This window comes from Flavobacterium sp. 9 (genome assembly GCF_002754195.1).
GTDB lineage: Bacteria > Bacteroidota > Bacteroidia > Flavobacteriales > Flavobacteriaceae > Flavobacterium.
Map to the genome: position 1 here is coordinate 3725098 of NZ_PEEU01000001.1, position 19593 is coordinate 3744690.

The window sequence follows — 19593 nt, forward strand, 5'->3', positions numbered from 1 at the left end:
GTTTTTATTAAAATTACTCTTAAATGTTTTAACTTTTGGGATAGTTTATTTTAAGCAAATCTTAATTTAAATTTAATTATCTGTTAAGGATGTTGCTATTTTTTATTGATTCTTCGATTTAAAAGTTAATTATAATTTTTATTTAGAATAATTAAAAATAGCTTGGAAAAACTCTTTTGAGGGCCTAATTTTGTTGCTAATTTAATTTTCAAATCAAAACTTAAATGATGCACATAAGTAGATTATTGCTCTTGATTACCATTTTTTTTACTTCACTTCAAGGGTATTCACAAAAAAACAAAGTAAACTTAACCGGGGTTATTGTAACCAATCTTGGAAAACCCGCTGAAGGAGTTTCGGTAGCACTAAAAGGAACGCAATACGCAACTTTGACAAACTCAAAAGGAGAATATAAAATCAGTGCCGATGCAGGGAATTATGTTTTGTCTGTTACTCATGTTGGTTATAAGACAACAGAAACAGCCATTTATCTAAAACAAGGCGGAAAATCTACTCAGAACATTACAATGGAAGAAGATATGGCGACTTTAAGTGAAGTTGCCGTAACAGGAAAATCTAAAGTACAACGAGCACGTGAGCAGGCATATAATATTACGGCAATTGATCTGAAAAAGACATACAATACTTCTGCCGATTTAAATCAGGTTTTGAATAAAACGACAGGAGTTCGTATTCGTGAATACGGAGGTTTAGGATCTGCTTTTAACTTTTCGCTGAATGGATTTTCAGGAAATCAAGTGAAATTTTTTCTGGATGGAGTTCCAATGGATAGTTATGGTTCTGCGCTTACGCTGAATAATATTCCAGTAAATATGGCCGAAAGAATCGATGTTTACAAAGGAGTTGTTCCTATAGAATTAGGTGCAGATGCTTTGGGTGGTGCAGTAAATATCGTTACTAATAAAAATGTAAGTCGTTATGTTGACGCTTCTTATAGTTATGGTTCATTTAATACGCATAGAGCCGCTGTTAATACAAGATTTTCTGGCAGAGATGGTTTTATTGCAAACATAAATGCCTTTGCAAATTACTCAGACAACGATTATAAAGTAGATGTAAGTGTTGTAGATAAAAACACTTCGAAGTATTTGCCGGAACAAAAATACAAGCACTTTCACGATGGTTACAAATCAGGAACTATAATGGCAGAAGCTGGTTTTAAGAACAAAAGTTTTGCTGATTATTTGCTTGTTGGTTTTACTATGGCCGGAAATAAAAAAGAAATTCAGCAAGGTAGAACAATGCAAAGGGTAGTTGGGCAAGCCTTTACAGATAATGAAAGTTTTATTACTTCATTAAAATTTAAAAAAAGCGACCTTTTTACTAAAGGATTAACATTGAACATTAATACCACTTATGCTTTAGTAAACAACCGTTCAGTAGATACTTCTTCAAGGGTTTATGACTGGACAGGAAATTATGTGTACAGACAATTTGCAGGAGCTAATGATAAAGGTGAATTAGGCAACAAAACGATCTATGTTTATGATGAGACAAATTCGCAGGTGACCACAAATTTAAAATACCAGATAAATGAGCAACATTCGATCGCTGTAAACTATTCTTACTTAGGTTATAAACGAAAAGAAACCGAAGAGTACTTAAAAGTAGTAGAACTTGGAGAACCAACCATTGATAAAAACATTTTAGGATTAGGCTATAATTTTAGTGGTTTAGATAATAGATTGGCGATTTCGGGATTTGGAAAAATGTTTGACCTTTCTACCAAAATGATTTCTAATAATATCAGTGAATCTACTTCGTCAACGAACTTTGGTTATGGAGCTACGGCGGCGTATCATTTGTCAGATAAATTTCAAATAAAAGGATCTTACGAACATACTTACCGTTTGCCTTCGGATATAGAAATGCTTGGAGATGGGCTAATAATAAACAGCAACATAGGATTAAAACCGGAGAGTAGTGATAATGCAAATTTAGGATTGGCATTTCTTACTCAAAAAAATAAAAATCAATTTGCTGCAGAGACAAGTTTAATTTACAGAGAAGCCAAAGATTTTATTCGAGAACAGCAAGTTGGAGATAAAGCTGTTTTTGAAAACCTTCAAAATGTACAAATAACAGGTATTGATGGAGTTCTTAGATATGGTTTTAAAGATTTAGTGACTTTTGAAGTAAACGGAACCTATCAAAAAAGTCTCAATAAAAACAAATACAAAATAGGAACTACCAGTCCGGATGTACTATACAATGCGCAATTGCCAAACGTTCCAATCTTCTACGGAAATGCTGATTTGACTTTTAATTTTAAAAACATCAAATATAAGGATGACAGACTTTCTCTAAATGTAAGTGCAAATTATATAGATGCTTTTTATCTGACTTGGCCGGTTTTAGGAAGTTTGGAAACTAAAAAATCAATTCCGGAACAATTTACTCAAAATGCAATGGTCGCCTATTCTTTTTTGAACGGAAAATATAATCTGGCTTTTGAATGCCGAAATATTACGGATGTAAAAGTGTACGATTATTTCAAAGTTCAAAAACCCGGACGTGCTTTTTCAGTAAAGTTCAGATACTTTCTTCAGTAATTCAATTTTAATAATAACCCTTAATAATTATAATCATGTTTGTAAACAAATTCGCAAAATGCTTTGCATTGGCTTTTCTGTCCTTAACTATTTTTTCATGCAGCAGTGATGATGCACCAAAAGAGGAGACGCCAACTGTAAATGGTACTAAATATGTTACCTCATATTGGTTGGCAGATTATACTCAGTATATATTAGATTTCACTTCTACAGATCAATTAATGACTGGAGAAATTAGTGCAAAAGGAGTAGGTATTGAGCAAAACGGAAGTTGTTTTCCTATAGAAAATACGTTTTTTGCCTTAAGTACAGATGATGAAGGATCAGCTTCATTTCATCTTAATAGTGCTGGTAAATTAGTACAGGGAGGCAAACTTGCTTTCGAATCATCTTATGCAGTTGGTTATACTGATGATAAAAGAATGATCAATATTGGAGCAACCTGGGATGGTAGTTCATCTGATTATGAATTGATGATTTACAATCCTGCTACTATTTCTGTTGATGGTCGTAAATTCAATGATTTTAGTGTTGATCCATCAAACAAAAAAATATTATACTGGCCAACAGGAGCTGCAGTTTCAGGAGACAAACTTTTTGTTCCGGTATATACTAAAGATGTTACTGACGGAACAAATAAAGTATTATCATCTGATGCTACAGTGAGAATCTACAAATATCCTTCTTTAGATTATGTTACTACAATCAAAGATGCGAGAACAAATGCTATTGGTATGTACTATACTAATACAGGAATTGTACAAACACAATCAGGAGATATTTATACATTTTCATCTAATGCCCATGCTGGTGGTTATCCTCCTACAGCAGTTTCTTCTGGAATATTGCGTATTAGAAAAGGAGATGCTAAGTTTGATCCGGGTTACTTCTTCGATCTTGAAACAAGCAGTTTAAAAGGAAAAGTTTTGGCAGCATATCCGTTAGGAGGAGAGAAAGTTTTTATCTCTTATATTCCTAATAGTGTCGATTCTAAAGATAATTTCTATAGTTTTTTAGGTACAAAAACTATTTTCAAATCGGCAATTCTTGACCTGGCTAATAAAACAATTTTAGAAGTTAGCGGATTACCTGATCATGGTGGAGACGAATTCTTCGGATTAGGAAGTTTATTTGTTGAAAACGGAAAAGCATACAAAAGTTTCGTTACAGGAGATCAGGCTCGTGTTTATCAAATCGATATCGCGACTGGTACTGCAAAAGCCGGAGCAGTTCTTAAAGAAGGTCTTTACTTGCCTTCTATTGGTAAACTGACTTTCTAAATTAATTTTTTATAATTGGCTTGAGGTATTATTTAGGTAATCCTCAGGCCATTTTATGTATTACTTAAAGCATTATTCTTTTCAAATTATACTTCGATGAATATTTTTAAAAGCCGTTCCAGTAAACCACCCAATAAAGGAAAATCACGTTTCAGTAAAATCAATGCCTGGCTGCATTTATGGCTTGGATTGGGTTCAGGAATAATTGTGTTTATTATGGCAATTACAGGTTGTATTTTGGTTTTTGAACACGAAATAAAACAGTTTACATCGCCTTGGTTAAATGTTGAAGCTCAAAGTCCTGAGAAATTATTGCCTCCGTCAAAAATTTATGCTGCTGTTCATAAAGTTTTACCCAATAAAGAAATTCATGGTGTTTGGTATAATGGTTTAGATAAATCAGTTAAAGTCGATATAGAATCGGATTCGTTGATTTATGTAAATCCTTATAACGGTAAAATCACCGGAATGGTAGATCATGAAGACTTTTTTCATATTGTCGATGAAGGACATCGTAATCTTTGGCTGGATCGTGAAATTGGATCGCAAATAACAGCTTGGGCAACGTTTATTTTCTTCTTTTTGCTCCTAAGCGGACTTATACTTTGGTTTCCGAAAAAATGGAATAAAACAACCCGAAACAGTAGTTTTAAAATTAAATGGGACGCCAAATTCAAACGACTCAATTATGATTTGCATAACGTCATGGGATTTTATGCGCTCATTTTGGCGGTGCTTATTTCCTTTACAGGATTATTAATGAGTTTTCACTGGCTTCGCGAAAGTACGTATTGGATTAGTGGAGGTTGGGCAGACGAAAAGGATAAAAAAGAACAAGTTGTTTCTGCTAAAAAAGACACTTTATCCAAACAACAAATAGATAAGTTGGCTGCAGCCGATTTTATTTGGATGAAAGTGAGAACAGAAATTGCCAAAGAAAATAAAGAAGCCGTAATCATTAATTTTCCGGATGATCCAAAAGAAGATTTTTATGCCTGCACAGATATGCACAAAGGCATTTGGAGAGATTTATACTTTGATTCTAAAACGCTTGAATTACTTCCAAATTCTCAAAAACACATCAACAACGAACGTTTTTCAGATTGGCTAATGCGATCTAATTATAGCCTTCATATTGGCGCAATTGGAGGAATTCCGACTAAGATTATATATTTCACAGCCAGTTTAATATGCGCGAGTTTACCCATTACAGGATTTTATATTTGGTGGGGAAGAAAGAAAAAACAGAAACCAAAAGCATAATGCTTATTTGATTTTCAGTTCTTTTTGTTAGTTAGTTTCTAAAGTCTTTTGTGAGAATTTAATATTCTTCAAAAGACTTTTTTCTTGTTTAAGAAGTAACTTATTGTAATTGTTAGTTTTGCCAGAGAAATAATCACGCAAAGACGCAAGGACGCAAAGTTTAATCTCTTTGCGTCCTTGCGTCTTTGCGAGCAAAAAAACTTGCGAACTTTGCGAAAATCCTTCGCGTTCTTTGCGGTTAAATTGCGCACAAAAATAAAAAGAGCCTGCTAACTACAAACAGGCTCTTTCATTCAAAAAAAAAACAAAAACAAGGAAACCAAAGATTCAAATATTATATTCTATAAGTAAAGGCTATTGTTGCAATGCGGTTATCAAGATCATATCTTTTATTGATGCTTGTTTGGGCGATAACCGAATTGATGTGAAAATTATTAGTGTTGAAAATATCAGTAATATTCAATTTGATATTTCCTTTATTAGATAAAACCTGTTTCGAAATTCCGATACTAAAATCAAAGAAAGCATCTCTTTCATAAATGCCAAGATTAGATTTTGACTGGTATTGTGCGTTTGCTTCGGCTTTCCAGCTTTCAGTTATTGTAAAAGAGTTTTGTACGCTTAAATTCAAAGTAATAATTGGATCAATTTTATCTGTGTTTACAACATTCCCCATAAATTTATTTTCGAAAATATTGAAAAGCGTGTTTATAGACCACCATTTATAAATTTCGGCAGTATTAGTAATATTAGCGCCGTAATTATACGATTTGTCCACATTAATTTGTGAAGTTACCGTTGTGTTATTCGCCGGATTATATACATATACTTCTGTAAAAACATCTTTGGTTTTGCTGAAATATAAAGAAGCCATAAAAGCACTTTTCCAAGCATATCCAATTTCAGTTGAATGTGTAATTTCAGGAATCAAATTTGGATTTCCCTGAGAATAGTTAAACGAATCATCATAAAATCGGAACGGATTCAAATCAAACTGACTTGGTCTGTTGATTCTTTTGCTGTAAGAAGCATGCAACGAATGGTTAGAACTTAATTCATATTTTAAAGAAACACTCGGAAACCATTTTAAATAATCGTCTTTATGTTCTTCATTTAAGGTTTTCTGCAAAATATTTATAGCAGTATATTCCGTTCTTAAACCACCCTGAATATTGAAGTTTTCGAGTTGGTATTTATAATTGGCATAAGCCGCATAAATTTGTTCTTTATACTCAAAATGATTCGTCGAATTAAGATCAATAATCCATTGATTGTTATCCTTATATTCATAAACAGATGGATTGTCATTGTTTTTGACACTAGCTTTAAAACCCCATTCTATAGATTGTTTTTCTTTTAAAGGATTTGTAAAATCAACTTTTCCGGTAAAAACTCTCAATTGTGACGGAATAAAACCTCTTCGGTCATTGATAGTATTCGCATTTGAAGGATCTATATTTGTAGCACTTTGAAACTGATTCGATCTGAATTTTGAAGTTTCATATTCAAAATCAAAAGACATATTTTTTCCTTCGGTATTAAATTTATGAACTCCGGAAAAAGCATATGTATAATCGTTCCATTTTTCTTTACTATCATTATAGGTAGAAGCGTCAAATTGAACTTGATCCATTGCATTAACCAATGTATTTCTACCGTTTGCAATGTTTTCGTAACGTCCCAATTTTGCGTCAACATATACTTCTAAATTCGTTTTAGGAGAAACTTCATAAGTTGTTCCTATCTTGAAATTGTTCGAAGTCAAAGGCTCGTCAGTCGTTGATGTTTGATGATTTTTGGTCGAAATTGTTTGACGAGTATTATCCGTATATTGATTCTGATCGAATTCTTTACGTTCCTCTTCGCCTCTAAAAGTGTAACTGTAGTTTCCGTAAACGCCAAATTTCTCTTTGTTGTAACTAAGGTTTACACCAGAATTCGTTCTATTTTTTCGACCTCTTCCATAATTGGTAAAAACCGTTCCTTTAAGACCGCCCGCATTTGGTTTTTTTAGAATAATATTAATAATTCCGGCTTTTCCGGTGGCATCATATTTAGAAGAAGGATTCGTAATAACTTCAATTTGTTTGATATTTGATGAGGTTGTAGATTTTAAATAATTGGCAAGTTCTTTTTGCGAAAGCTGCGTCAATTTACCATTAATCATCACGCCAACACCTTGTTGTCCGCGAATCGATAATTCGCCATCCTGAGATACAACAACTCCCGGAGCGCGCGATAAAACATCTAAAGCGGTTCCGCCTTCAGAAACAATACTGTTTTCGACATTAAAAACTAATCTGTCTGACTTTTGAGTATATAAAACTTTCTTTTTTGTAATAACAATTTCATCTAAAACATTGATCGAGGTTTCGACAATGCTGTCGTTTTCTTTTTCGGTCTGAGAGAATCCATAGACTGAAAATGCGAGCATGATAGATGTTAGAATATTCTTCATTATATATTGATTGATTTTTTTGGATGTGGATTTTGATGTAATTTTTTATTCGAGAAGAAGAAACTCGTTTCAGGCAGCGTTTTCTACATTAAAACTATTTGTTCGAGTTTATCAGAAATTGTATTTAGAAGAAGCGAAAAGTAATTTAATAGCTTAGAAAAATTATTTTTTATGAGGTCGAATGCTGATAACATGTCAGGAAATTTAGAGTTTCAGAGTTCAAATATAATACTATTTATATTAAGTCTAAATAAATATAGTTAAAATTTGCAACAAGAAATACTAATGCGCTGATAGTTAGTTGTTCGTGATTTCGTAAAAAAGTAAAAAGTTTAGAATTAAAGCAGAATTTTGACAGTAAAGCCAGTAAAAATAAGGCTTAACACTTCAGGAAAAAGCAACAAAGAGAAACGATGTTCAATAAAAAAAGCAATTTATTCTATTTTAGAATAAATTGCTTTTTTGTGTGTAAAACCGAGACTGTAAATTAAAACTACTTAGTAATTTCTCTAAAAACAGCTTCCAGATTTTTATTTTTTTGATTCAATTGAAGCGTTTTTAACCCGTTTTCGTTAGCGAAATCAAATATTGCAGGGCGCATATCTTTTTCGGCAACAAAAGTTAATTCCCAAGTCATATCGTGAATGTTAATATAAGAAGTAATATTTGGGAGTCTTGCCAAAAGTTGTTGTTCGATCTGATAGTCAAATTCTACTTCGATAACTTGCTCTTTATTTTCAGATACTAAATGGTCTAATTTTTTATCGGCAACAATTTCTCCTTTGTCAATAATAATGACACGATCACAAATAGCTTCAACTTCCTGCATAATGTGAGTGGATAAAAAAACTGTCTTATCCTTACCAACATTTTTAATTACATTTCGAATTTCCATTAACTGATTCGGGTCCAGTCCGGTAGTTGGTTCATCCAGAATTAAAACATCAGGATTGTGGAGTAAAGCATTGGCAAGTCCCACACGCTGGCGATATCCTTTAGACAATTGTCCTATTTTTTTATGACTTTCCGGTGTCAGTCCTGTCAGTTGAATTACTTCTTCGATTCTTGATTTTGATACTTTGTAAACATCGGCATTAAAAGCCAAATACTCACGAACATACAAATCCAAATACAACGGATTATGCTCTGGTAAATATCCAATCGAACGTTGAACGTCCTTAGCGTTTGTCATGACATCGTGACCATTTACAAGGGCTGAGCCATCATCTGACAATAAATAAGTGGTCAAAATTTTCATTAAAGTAGATTTTCCTGCACCATTTGGACCAAGAAATCCAACAATTTCTCCTTTTTGAATCGAAAACGAAATTGAATTTAGAGCTTTTTGAGATCCGTAACTTTTTGATATGTTGTTTACTTCTATCGACATGACTTTTTATTTGCTACAAAAGTAAACAGAAATACGCTCGATTGCTACATTTTTATCTTTTAAAGAAATCATAAAAAAAACTTAAAAGCCAACAGTCACGGCATCGTTATTGTTAAAAGGAAAGTAAATTAAAAAATAATTACAATGAAAAAAATTTTAGTGATGGCTGCATTGGCTATCTGCAGTTTTGCAAATGCACAAAAAGGAACAATCTTAGTTGGTGGAAACATCGGATTCACTTCTGAAAAATCAGAATATCAATTTGGTGAAGCTACAAACAATGAATTTAGCTTTTCTCCTAAAGTTGGTTACCAATTTAATGACAACTGGACTGTTGGGGGTGAATTTACAGTAGCTTCTGCTAAGGATGACAATGGAACTAGAGAAATTAAAGATAATAATTTCAAAATAGGAGCATTCGTTCGTTATTCAGTGCCATTAAGCCAAACGTTCTCTATTTTTGCTGATATGGGTGCTGGTTTTCAAAATGCTAAATCTAAAGTGTACGGTCCTGGAAATGCTTACGCAAAATCTAAAGCAGATGGTATGTATGTAGGTATAACTCCAGCTCTTTTCATTAACATGAAAAAAGGTTTTGGTCTTAACTTCAGTATTGGTGGTTTAGGATATGAAACACTAAGTTATGATAACAACGGTGCAGATTACAGTAAATTCTACTTCAATTTTGGACAAACATTTAACATTGGAGTTTCTAAAAACTTCTAATCTTAAGTTTTATATTCAATTTCAGAAAAGCATTCGCCGCGGCGAATGCTTTTTTTTTGTTCTAGAGGTTTATGTTATCTGTAGGTTACTAAATTATGCTTAAAATCCCGTGGCATTGTTCTTGTTAAATATTGATTGAATTTAAACAAATAAGAATTATGAAAAAAATGTTACTTATTGTTGCTTTAGCTATGTTTAGCTTTGCAAATGCTCAAAAAGGTTCAGTTTTAGTTATGGGAAGTGTTACTTATCAATCTCAGAAAACGTCGTATGCGGCTGGGGATAACAAACAAAATTTCTTTTCTTTTTCTCCAAAAGTGGGTTATCAGTTTCATGAAAACTGGACTGCGGGAATTGAAGGTTCTGTTGGAACTTTAAAAAATGAAGATGGAAATCGTTTATTGCAAAAATCAAATAATTTTACATTAGGAGGTTTCGTTCGATATACAAAACCATTAAATGAAACTTTTTCATTTTATACTGATTTAGGTTTAGGCTTTCAAAATCGAAAAGATAGTAGTGAAAGCCAAGTTGGTATTGTTACGACTAATAAAGCCGACGGAATATATGTTGGCGTAACTCCTGCTATTTTTATCAATGTTAGTAAAGGTTTTGGTTTAAACTTCAACATTGGTAGTTTGGGATATAATACCTTAAAATTTGACAATGGTGGAAGTGATTCTAAAACCTTTAATTTTAGTTTAGGTCAGGCTTTTTCTGTAGGGATCTCAAAGAATTTTTAATTTTAGAATATATTTAAATTTTGAAAAAGCATTCGCGGCGGCGGATGCTTTTTTTGTTTTATAGAAAAAGAGATTTAAATAAATGCACTTTTAAATCTTAATACACTTTTCGTTTTTCAATTATAAACCCTCTAACCAGAGGGTTTTGTTTTTTATGAAAAATCACCAAAAGTGGGTATTGTGGTTCATATTTAATCTCCCTAGTATTACATTCTTAAAAATAAGTTAAAACTTACAATTTTTAATTTGTTTTTCCATCATGTAATATCAAAATATGAAAAATCATTACTTACTGCTCTTACTCCTTTTTCCTCTAATAATGCAATCCCAAGATATCCTCTGGGAAAAAACCTATGGTGGTATTCACGCCGATTATCTTTTTGATGCGCAGCCTACAGCTGATTATGGTTTTATACTGGCAGGAAGTTCCTTATCTGATAAAACCGGTAATAAAGAAGGAAACAATAATGGCGACCTGGATTACTGGATCTGGAAAATGAATGAAACTGGAGATCTAGATTGGCAGAAAAGTTTTGGAGGAAGCGGATTTGATGTACTACAAAGTATTAAGAATACGAGAGATGGCGGTTTTATTCTTGCCGGAACTTCTAATTCTCCAAATGATTTTCAGAAAAAAGATCCCTGCAAAGGAGGCACTGATTATTGGGTAATAAAACTAGACGCAACGGGAGCAGAGCAATGGCAAAGAACTATTGGCGGCAACGGTCAGGATGAACTTTTATGCGCTTTTCAGACAAGAGACGGAGGATATATGTTGGAAGGTTCATCATCTTCAAGTCCGGAAATAACAGAGGATTTAATCGAAAGATCATCTTCATTAGATAAACCGGATCTCTATAGAAAATCAGAAAAGAGTCGTGGTAATATGGATTACTGGATTGTAAAACTGGATAAATCAGGTGTTATAGAATGGCAAAAAACATATGGGGGAGAATATGCAGATATACTAAGAAGTATGGAGCAAACTACAGACGGCGGATATATTTTGGGCGGATATTCTAATTCACCCGAATCTGGTGATAAAACAGAAGCCCTTAAAGGAATAGGAGATTACTGGATTCTAAAAATCAACAATATAGGCGCAATCGAATGGCAAAGAAGTTACGGAGGTAATGGCGATAATCAATTGTATGTAATTCATCAAACAGAAGATGGTGGCTACATAGCAGGAGGAAATTCGAACAGTACCAGTCCGATTACTTCATTGGGCGGTATTGTTAGTAATGGTACAGATTACTGGGTTTTAAAATTAGATGAAAAAGGAGCAGTTGTATGGAGTAAAACCTATGATTTTGGCAAGACAGATATTTTGACTTCACTAATTGAAAATACAGATGGGACTTACTTGGTTGGAGGATATTCTCAGAGCGAAAATATTTCAAGAGAAGGAATAATAAGTAAAGCGAAAGGGGTTACTAAAAAGAATAAAGAAGAAGGATATATCGCTTTGAAGATTGACGAAAAAGGCGAAGAAATCTGGAAGAAAATAATAGGAAGTAATGGAGAAGATGTATTGCAAAAATTGTTTGAAACCCGAGATGGCGGATATCTGATGGCGGGAACATCAAAATCAAGTACTTCAAAGAATAAAAATTCCAGTATTGGCGGTAATGATTTTTGGGTTGTAAAAGTAAAAGACCAATTAAAACCGGATAAGCTCAAAAGAAAAAGCATAGAAGTAATTCCTAATCCTGTGGTCACTTATACCAATATCATAATAGGCTATGAGTATGAAACAGGTACTGCAACTGTTGTTGATATGGCGGGCAGAATTCTAAAGCAATTTAATATATCAGGGCAAACCATTCCTATTGATTTTAGTTACTACGCAGAAGGGATTTATGTGATCAACATAAAGACGAATGTACAGAGTGATGGTGTGAAGGTGATAAAAAGAATAACAAATAAATAATTGTAAAATGTATATATCAACTATAAAAAATCACGTTAAAATCTTTTGCTTTTTGGTGATTGTTTTAATCACTTCAATAAATGGGGCGGCACAAGCGACATCAGATGATGGATTCAAAGCTCCTGACTTTACTCCAAAATCTCCTGAAGCAGCAGCTTTTTTAAAATATGGAGAATATCCTGTAGACTTATCGACTGGAGTCCCGGGAATATCAATACCAATTTATCGTATTAAAGTGGACAACATGGAAATACCAATTTCCTTAAGTTATCATGCTTCAGGAGTTAAAGTCAATCAGGAAGCGACTTGGGTTGGTTTAGGTTGGAATTTAAATACCGGTGCCCAAATAATTTTGAGTGTAAGGGACGGTGTTGATGAAAATGATGGTGGAATAAATGATCCTCAGCGAGACGGATCGTACGTAAAACAGTTTATGCTTGATCATCCTTATCATTTTTCCGGTAATCAATTAAAAGAATATGTAAAATCAAAAGTAAAGGATGTTTATTCTCTTTCATCGTCCACTGTAAACGGAAGTTTTTATATAAATGATGGAAGTCCTGTAATTTTTCCGCCTGATGCTTTTAAGGTTGAAATAGGCGGTGATGGAGTACATATTTCAAATTTCACAATTACTGATAAATTAGGAAATAAATATTTGTTTAAAGGTACTGTCGAGAAATCAGTAAGAGTTTTTACCCATCATGATGAGTACACAAGTGCGTGGTATGTTGATGAAATTATAACGTCAAAAAACAATAAAATAAAATTCACCTATCAGGATGATGGTAATGTAATTGAATACAGCGAATCTGAAAGTATTGGAGTAACTGAAGAAGGTGTAAACTGTGGTTGTACTTATGGTACGACAACCCAGAAAGTGGGGCAGATAAGAAAAAGTAATGAAAACACAACTACAAGTACAAAAAAGATAAAGGAAATCATATTTAATGATGGTCAAACCAAGGTAGAGTTTGAACTCAAAAAAGGAAGGTTGGATTTGGTAAATCAAAATGGATATCTTGAAAGTATTAAAGTAAGTCAGAATGCATTTGATGGATTTAATTTGATTAAAAAAGTATCTTTTGACTATTCTTATTTTAATGAAAGCTATATAGGAGCAAACGCTTACAGGTACAAAAGACTTAAGCTTAATCGAATATTTGAGGTTAATAATTCAAACGAACATCGTTTTGTTTATTCAGATATCGTGCTGCCTGTTAAGGATTCTAAATCAGAGGATTATTATGGCTATTATAATGGAGCTACAAATTCTGATCTTATACCCAAACATATTTTGCTTGCGCCGGTAGTACGGACAGTGGGTACAGCAAATAGAGAAGTAAATACGAACACAGTTCAGGCAGGAATTTTAAAACAGATATTTTATCCTACTAAAGGATCATCTCGTTTTAATTACGAACCCAATACTTTTTATGGTATTGATCAATTAAATAAATACTCAATACAAACAACTGAAGCTTCAATAACTGGTACAGGACCGGCAAATAATCCCGCTCCGGGACAATTAGAGGATCCGGATGGAGAACATGACTTTGAAGGATAAAATTGTATTTCGGGTGGAAATTGTCTAAAATATAAAACAGTTCATAAACAGCTTTTTAAACCACAAAATAGTTATTTGACTTATAGAATAACCAATTTGGGAGATACCAGTGATAAGGTAATTAAGTACAAATACTGTAGAGTGTTGGTTTATTCAGACAGACTGTTGTTTGATTCAGGTAAAATCAACAAAAACAGAGAGATAACAATTCCTGTCACATTAGCTGCCGGAGATTGTGTGATTGCTTTAGAATCTTATGGCGCAGATATGAGAATCGACGCTATAATAAACTACTCTGATGAGAATATAACTCCTAAGAATATTGTGGCTTCCGGATTAAGAATTCAAAGTATCGAAAATTATGATTCAGATGATAAACTTCTTTTGAAAAAAGCTTATGAGTATACTGATAAAGACAACAATACAATAAGTAGTGGCAAGTTAATTAATGAGTTAAGTGTCGATTTTATTTCTAGTGCATTTGCAAATTTTAAACAAGGAATTTGCCCTCAGGAAGGTTCGTCTAATACGGTCCTTTATAAAGTTGATTACACAAGAGGATACTATATTAATTCAAAATCTAAACAAGGAATAGAGTCTAATACCATTATCTACAAATATGTCAAGGAGGTTGCCGTGAATTTGAGCGGGACTGAGAATATGTATACCCAATATGAGTTTACTACTGACCCAGATTGGACAAGGACAGATGTTGGATTACTAATTAATTTTGGATTCAAAAGAGGAAAAGTTTTAGAAAAGAGCGAATTTAAAACGATTGGGAAAAATAATTTCATTGTTCGAAAAGAAAAGAACACCTATTTTGATGACAATTCTAAGGTAGCATATGTAAAAGGATATAAATTAGACCGAAGAGTATTTATTGATATAGCAGAAAATTCAAATCCGAAACAGCAGCCTTTAATATTGGGAATATTGATGGATTGTAACGTTCCTCAGTCCTTATCAGAAGCTTACGTTTTAGCAAATTATAATATTCCAATTCCATGGTTTTATCAAAAATCATCTGAAATATCGAATTATTTTTATAATACATCAAATAGCTTAACCGGGACAGTAGTAAATACTATAAACTACAATTATAAAAATCCATCCCATTTGCAGCTAACATCTCAAACAGCAACAAATTCGAATCAAGAGGTTCTTGAAACCAAATATTTTTATCCACAAGATAGTGAAATGGCTAGTGAACCATTTGTAAAAGAGTTAATCGCTGAAAACAAGGTTGGAGCAATTTTAAGAACACAAGCTTTTAGAGGATTAACTAAGCTATCAGAGCAAAAAACTATCTATGATAAAAGTATAGCGACAAGCAATTTGTTATTGCCCAAACAAGTACTTGAAAACTTGGGAGCAGCAGCTTTAATTGCTGCTACAGACAAAAAAATATCTTACGATAAATATGATGACAAAGGCAATCTCTTGCAATATACGCTTGAGGGAGCCCAGCCAACAGTTATTATCTGGGGCTACAACAAAACGCTTCCTGCTGCCAAAATAGAAAATGTTGCCTACACAAGTATTCCGGTAGGTCTGATTAATGATTTAACAACGGCATCTTCAAATACTGGAACAGAAGCGCAAATGTCTGCAGCAATAAAAAAGTTGTATCAGGATCCAGCACTGGCTAATGCAATGATAACCGCTTATACCTATAAACCTCTTATAGGACTTACATCAGTAACAGACCCCAAAGGATTAATTACATTTTATGAATATGACAGTTTAGGAAGGTTACAATTTGTAAAAGATGCGCAAGGAAATTTACTTTCTGAAAGTCAATATCATTATATAAATCAATAATTATGATAAAAAATATCTCCCAATATACAGTCGTTTTATTGTTTTTTATAACGATTGCACTACATGCCCAGACACCCGCAGTCATATCAAAACCAGAAAAACCTGCCACCAGTTATACGGTAACAGCGGCTACAGGTTCTGTTACATTAATTGCAAGCGAGACTATCACTTTTGGACCTGGCACATTTATACAAGCCGGAAGTACTTTTACAGCCAGGATAAGTTCAGTCGCTCAGGATATTGCTATTCCTGTTAATCCGTCTATTTCTAAAAATGATAATTACATATACACACGTGTTTTTCAATCTCCAATGGCGACCGTTAAAGGAATTAAAAGCAATAGAGATGTACAGGAAAGTATCACTTATTTTGACGGATTAGGCAGACTTGTGCAAAATAATGCAATCCGTCAAGGCGGAGACGCTTCAGATATTATAACACATATTGAATATGATGGATTTGGCAGACAAGGAAAAGAATATTTGCCTTTTTCTCTTCCTAATACGGGTAATACTTATTCAAGAGTGAGTTCACAAGATGCTCTAAATAAGGTTTTAAGCTTCTATAATATCGATAAATATGGCAAAACTCTAAATCCATTTTCTGAAAAAAGATTTGAACCGTCCCCACTTAATCGAGTATTAGAACAGGCGGCACCAGGAAATGATTGGGCGATGAGTAATCTTAAAAAAAACACTATAAAATCAGAGTACCAGACCAATATTTCTAGCGATGCAGTAAAATTATACAAAGTAACTACAAGTTGGCAAGCAGCTAAAGGATTGTATGATATTGCTTTTTCAAGCGCAGGGACTTATGGGGAATATGAGTTATACAAAAATGTAACTTACGATGAGAACTCTGGAGTAAATCCGAGTGAATCTTCAGGCTCAACAATAGAATTTAAAAATAAAGAAGGGCAGATCGTTTTAAAGAGAACCTACAACGCAGGACTTAAACATGATACCTATTATGTTTATGATATATATGGAAATCTGACTTATGTAATTCCTCCAAAAGCAGATAGCACCATAAATCAGACAGTTTTAGACGGTTTGTGTTATCAATATAAATATGACAACAAAAAGCGTTTAGTCGAAAAGAGATTACCCGGCAAACAATGGGAATTTATTGTTTATGACAAATTAGGCAGACCAGTAGCTACAGGTCCTGCACTTTCGCCCTTTACAGCAGATAAAACAGCAGGCTGGCTTATTACCAAATACGATGTTTTTGGCCGACCTATTTATACCGGTTGGAATAGTCAGAGTGTTAACACAGTTACCAGGAATACATTACAGACAGCTCAAAATTCGGCAACCATTTTGTTCGAGACTAAAAAAGCAACTACGATCGATGGTATTGCTACTAATTATAACAATAGTATAGCGCCAACTAGTTTTAAACTTTTGACAGTGAATTATTATGATGATTATACTTTTCCCGCAGCTCAGGCAATGCCAGTTAAAATTATAGGACAAAAAACGTTAACAAATACTAAAGGTCTTGCTACAGGAAACTGGACGAGAACCCTTACAACGACGTCGGCGATAACAGGCGAAACAGCAACTATTTTTTATGACAGTAAAGGAAGAGTGATAAGCAATTATATAAAAAATTATTTAGGAGGGATCAGTCATACAGATAGCGAAATTGATTTTACCGGAAAGACACTTAGCAATATGACTGAACATCAACAGGTAAGTGGAGGAGCAAAAATTACTGTAAAAGAAAAATTCACCTATACGGCGCAAAATCGCTTACTGACTCATACACACCAAATTGGTACGGAAAAAGAACAACTTCTTGCAGATAATACTTATGACGCATTAGGACAGCTTGTTGGTAAAAATGTAGGTAACATTACAGGAAGCCCTTTACAGAAAATAGGATACAACTATAATATACGAGGCTGGCTTACGGAGATTAATAAAACCGCTAATTTACAACAAGGTTCAGACCCGAAAGATTTATTTGCATTCAAAATAAACTACAATACAACTGAAGGGAATTCAGCTGTTACCAAGGCACTTTACAACGGTAATATAGCTGAAACTTTTTGGACATCAAATTCTGATGGAGGAATCTTGCATGGTTATGGTTATCAATACGACCTTTTAAATCGTTTGAAAAATGCCACCTATCAAACACCAAAACTTACTGATAATAAAAACTATTTTGGAGAGAATATGGACTATGATAAAAACGGAAATATTATGAAATTGCAACGCAAGTTTATGGCTGGAACAATAAGTAATCCTTATGAAGATAATATGGACAATCTGGGATATTTTTATCCTAATAATTCTAACCAGCTTATGAAAGTAACAGATACGACAAACAACCCGCAAGGGTTCAAAGACGACAGTAATGGTTATAATGATACCGAAGATGATTATGCCTATGATGACAACGGAAATCTAACCAAAGATCAAAACAAAAGCATCACTGAAATAATCTACAACCATCTCAATTTACCTAAGAAAATTACGTTTGTCACAACTGGTAATATTGAGTATATTTATAATGCATCAGGGCAGAAACTCGAGAAAATTGTAACGGAAAAAGGAGTTGTCACTAATACGAAATACTTAAATGGCTTTCAGTATAAAAACAATGTTTTGCAGTTTTTTCCAACAACAGAAGGATATGTAAAAAACACAAGTACCAATCCGGCAACAAATGTTTTTCAATATGTATTTAATTATACAGATCATTTAGGAAACGTTCGTGTAAGTTATACTAAAAATCCAACAACAAGTAAAGTTGAGATTCTGGAGGAGAATAATTATTATCCTTTTGGTTTTAAACATCAAGGTTATAATATAGATAATTTACAGGACAATTATTTGGTGAAATATAATTCGAAAGAATTTCAAAAGGAGCTAGATTTAAATGTGTACGATTATGGAGCAAGAAATTATGACCCAGCAATTGGTAGATGGATGAATATTGATCCCAAAGGGGAATTGTTAGAAATGTCATCTCCTTATGTTTATGCATTTAATTGTCCTGTAATTTATTTAGATAAAGATGGAGAGCTACCAATATTTATTAATGGAAAAACTAGCTCAGATAGTGAAAGAGGAAGTCAAAGTTATTGGACTGCAGAAATTATTGCAACAGTTGTTGGCTCAGGTATTGCAAATCCAGGAGGGCAGATTCATTATGTGGATGGAGATAGATGGTATTCATCATACACACATAAAATAGAAAACTCATCCTGGAAGACTGGAGGAGTTAACTTTCCAGATCTCAGAAAGAAAGCAGGATATGAAGCAATGACTAAATCTGAATTCAAATCGATTTTATCGAAACTTGAAAGAAATTCGCAAGGAAAAATTATTGAAAAAATACAAATATACACACATAGTAGAGGAGCTGCATTTGGTGTTGGCTATACGGAGCATTTGCTAGAGTTAATTAAACAAAATGCGAATGAATTTGCTGACGCGAATAATGAAGTTGATTTTGTATTTAATATAGCACCTCATCAATCAAATGATATAAGTGCGCCAGAAGGTGTTGATTCATATAGTATTGATAGAACAAAAGATCCTCTATCAGGAAATGATATTAAGGGTATAAGAGGAGCTTTTAAAACAGATGAGGGAGGATATAAAAAAGCACATTCTATTACTACTTTTGGAAAAGATTTGAAGGCTTTTACGTCTTCTTTTTTAAAGGGGGGGACAAGTGCATCAATAATTAGTAATTTCGTTAAGACGATGAAAGATAAATATAATATAAACGTAACAGTTCAAGAATAAATTATGAAAAACTTTATTACTTTATTGATTTTAAATATTTTATGGGCTATAACAATATTGTTTCTT

General features: G+C 33.3%; 11 protein-coding genes. 9 read left to right on the forward strand and 2 right to left on the reverse strand.

The annotated features are described in order from the left end of the window. The first annotated feature begins 224 nt into the window (after positions 1-224). From CLU81_RS15405 to CLU81_RS15415, 3 genes are all read left to right on the forward strand, one after another. A complete protein-coding gene (locus CLU81_RS15405; protein ID WP_233209718.1) occupies positions 225-2573 on the forward strand; it encodes a TonB-dependent receptor in 2349 nt (782 codons plus the stop codon). A 35-nt stretch (positions 2574-2608) separates the two neighbouring features. Further along, positions 2609-3853 (forward strand): DUF4374 domain-containing protein, encoded by a 1245-nt coding sequence (locus CLU81_RS15410; protein WP_099710618.1) that lies wholly within the window; start codon positions 2609-2611, stop codon positions 3851-3853. Between the two features lie 96 nt (positions 3854-3949). After that, positions 3950-5116 (forward strand): PepSY domain-containing protein, encoded by a 1167-nt coding sequence (locus CLU81_RS15415; protein ID WP_099710619.1) that lies wholly within the window; start codon positions 3950-3952, stop codon positions 5114-5116. Positions 5117-5450: 334 nt separating this feature from the next. Here the strand turns inward: CLU81_RS15415 and CLU81_RS15420 are convergent, their stop codons facing one another. Both CLU81_RS15420 and gldA read right to left on the reverse strand, forming a co-directional pair. Then, positions 5451-7574 carry an outer membrane beta-barrel family protein gene (locus CLU81_RS15420; RefSeq protein ID WP_099710620.1) on the reverse strand — a complete coding sequence of 708 codons (2124 nt, stop codon included), beginning with the start codon at positions 7572-7574 and terminating at the stop codon, positions 5451-5453. A gap of 493 nt (positions 7575-8067) precedes the next feature. Next, positions 8068-8964, reverse strand: a complete 897-nt coding sequence (gldA, locus tag CLU81_RS15425; protein WP_099710621.1) for a gliding motility-associated ABC transporter ATP-binding subunit GldA — start codon at positions 8962-8964, stop codon at positions 8068-8070. 144 nt (positions 8965-9108) lie between these two features. Here gldA and CLU81_RS15430 point away from each other — a divergent pair, with 144 nt between their 5' ends. The 6 genes from CLU81_RS15430 (at position 9109) to CLU81_RS15455 (ending at position 19527) form a co-directional block, all read left to right on the forward strand. Further along, positions 9109-9690: an outer membrane beta-barrel protein gene (locus tag CLU81_RS15430; protein ID WP_099710622.1), complete on the forward strand. Its 582-nt coding sequence runs from the start codon at positions 9109-9111 to the stop codon at positions 9688-9690. A gap of 158 nt (positions 9691-9848) precedes the next feature. Continuing rightward, positions 9849-10433 carry an outer membrane beta-barrel protein gene (locus tag CLU81_RS15435; RefSeq protein WP_199174572.1) on the forward strand — a complete coding sequence of 195 codons (585 nt, stop codon included), beginning with the start codon at positions 9849-9851 and terminating at the stop codon, positions 10431-10433. A 274-nt stretch (positions 10434-10707) separates the two neighbouring features. Beyond that, a complete protein-coding gene (locus CLU81_RS15440) occupies positions 10708-12366 on the forward strand; it encodes a T9SS type A sorting domain-containing protein (protein WP_099710623.1) in 1659 nt (552 codons plus the stop codon). A gap of 7 nt (positions 12367-12373) precedes the next feature. Next, on the forward strand, positions 12374-13933 hold the full coding sequence (locus CLU81_RS15445; protein WP_144444509.1) for a hypothetical protein: 1560 nt from the start codon (positions 12374-12376) through the stop codon (positions 13931-13933). 75 nt (positions 13934-14008) lie between these two features. After that, a complete protein-coding gene (locus tag CLU81_RS15450) occupies positions 14009-15757 on the forward strand; it encodes an RHS repeat domain-containing protein (protein WP_099710625.1) in 1749 nt (582 codons plus the stop codon). A 2-nt stretch (positions 15758-15759) separates the two neighbouring features. Continuing rightward, the gene (locus tag CLU81_RS15455; protein ID WP_099710626.1) at positions 15760-19527 is read left to right on the forward strand and encodes a DUF6443 domain-containing protein; all 3768 of its coding nucleotides are present in this window, start codon (positions 15760-15762) and stop codon (positions 19525-19527) included. The last annotated feature ends 66 nt before the right edge of the window (positions 19528-19593 follow it).

Bases quoted from the DNA above. Each gene is read 5' to 3' on its own strand.
- CLU81_RS15455 (WP_099710626.1), top strand. From the start codon at position 15,760: ATGATAAAAAATATCTCCCAATATACAGTCGTTTTATTGTTTTTTATA.
- CLU81_RS15405 (WP_233209718.1), top strand. From the start codon at position 225: ATGATGCACATAAGTAGATTATTGCTCTTGATTACCATTTTTTTTACT.
- CLU81_RS15410 (WP_099710618.1), top strand. From the start codon at position 2,609: ATGTTTGTAAACAAATTCGCAAAATGCTTTGCATTGGCTTTTCTGTCC.
- CLU81_RS15415 (WP_099710619.1), top strand. From the start codon at position 3,950: ATGAATATTTTTAAAAGCCGTTCCAGTAAACCACCCAATAAAGGAAAA.
- CLU81_RS15435 (WP_199174572.1), top strand. From the start codon at position 9,849: ATGAAAAAAATGTTACTTATTGTTGCTTTAGCTATGTTTAGCTTTGCA.
- CLU81_RS15420 (WP_099710620.1), bottom strand. From the start codon at position 7,574: ATGAAGAATATTCTAACATCTATCATGCTCGCATTTTCAGTCTATGGA.
- CLU81_RS15445 (WP_144444509.1), top strand. From the start codon at position 12,374: ATGTATATATCAACTATAAAAAATCACGTTAAAATCTTTTGCTTTTTG.
- CLU81_RS15440 (WP_099710623.1), top strand. From the start codon at position 10,708: ATGAAAAATCATTACTTACTGCTCTTACTCCTTTTTCCTCTAATAATG.
- gldA (WP_099710621.1), bottom strand. From the start codon at position 8,964: ATGTCGATAGAAGTAAACAACATATCAAAAAGTTACGGATCTCAAAAA.
- CLU81_RS15430 (WP_099710622.1), top strand. From the start codon at position 9,109: ATGAAAAAAATTTTAGTGATGGCTGCATTGGCTATCTGCAGTTTTGCA.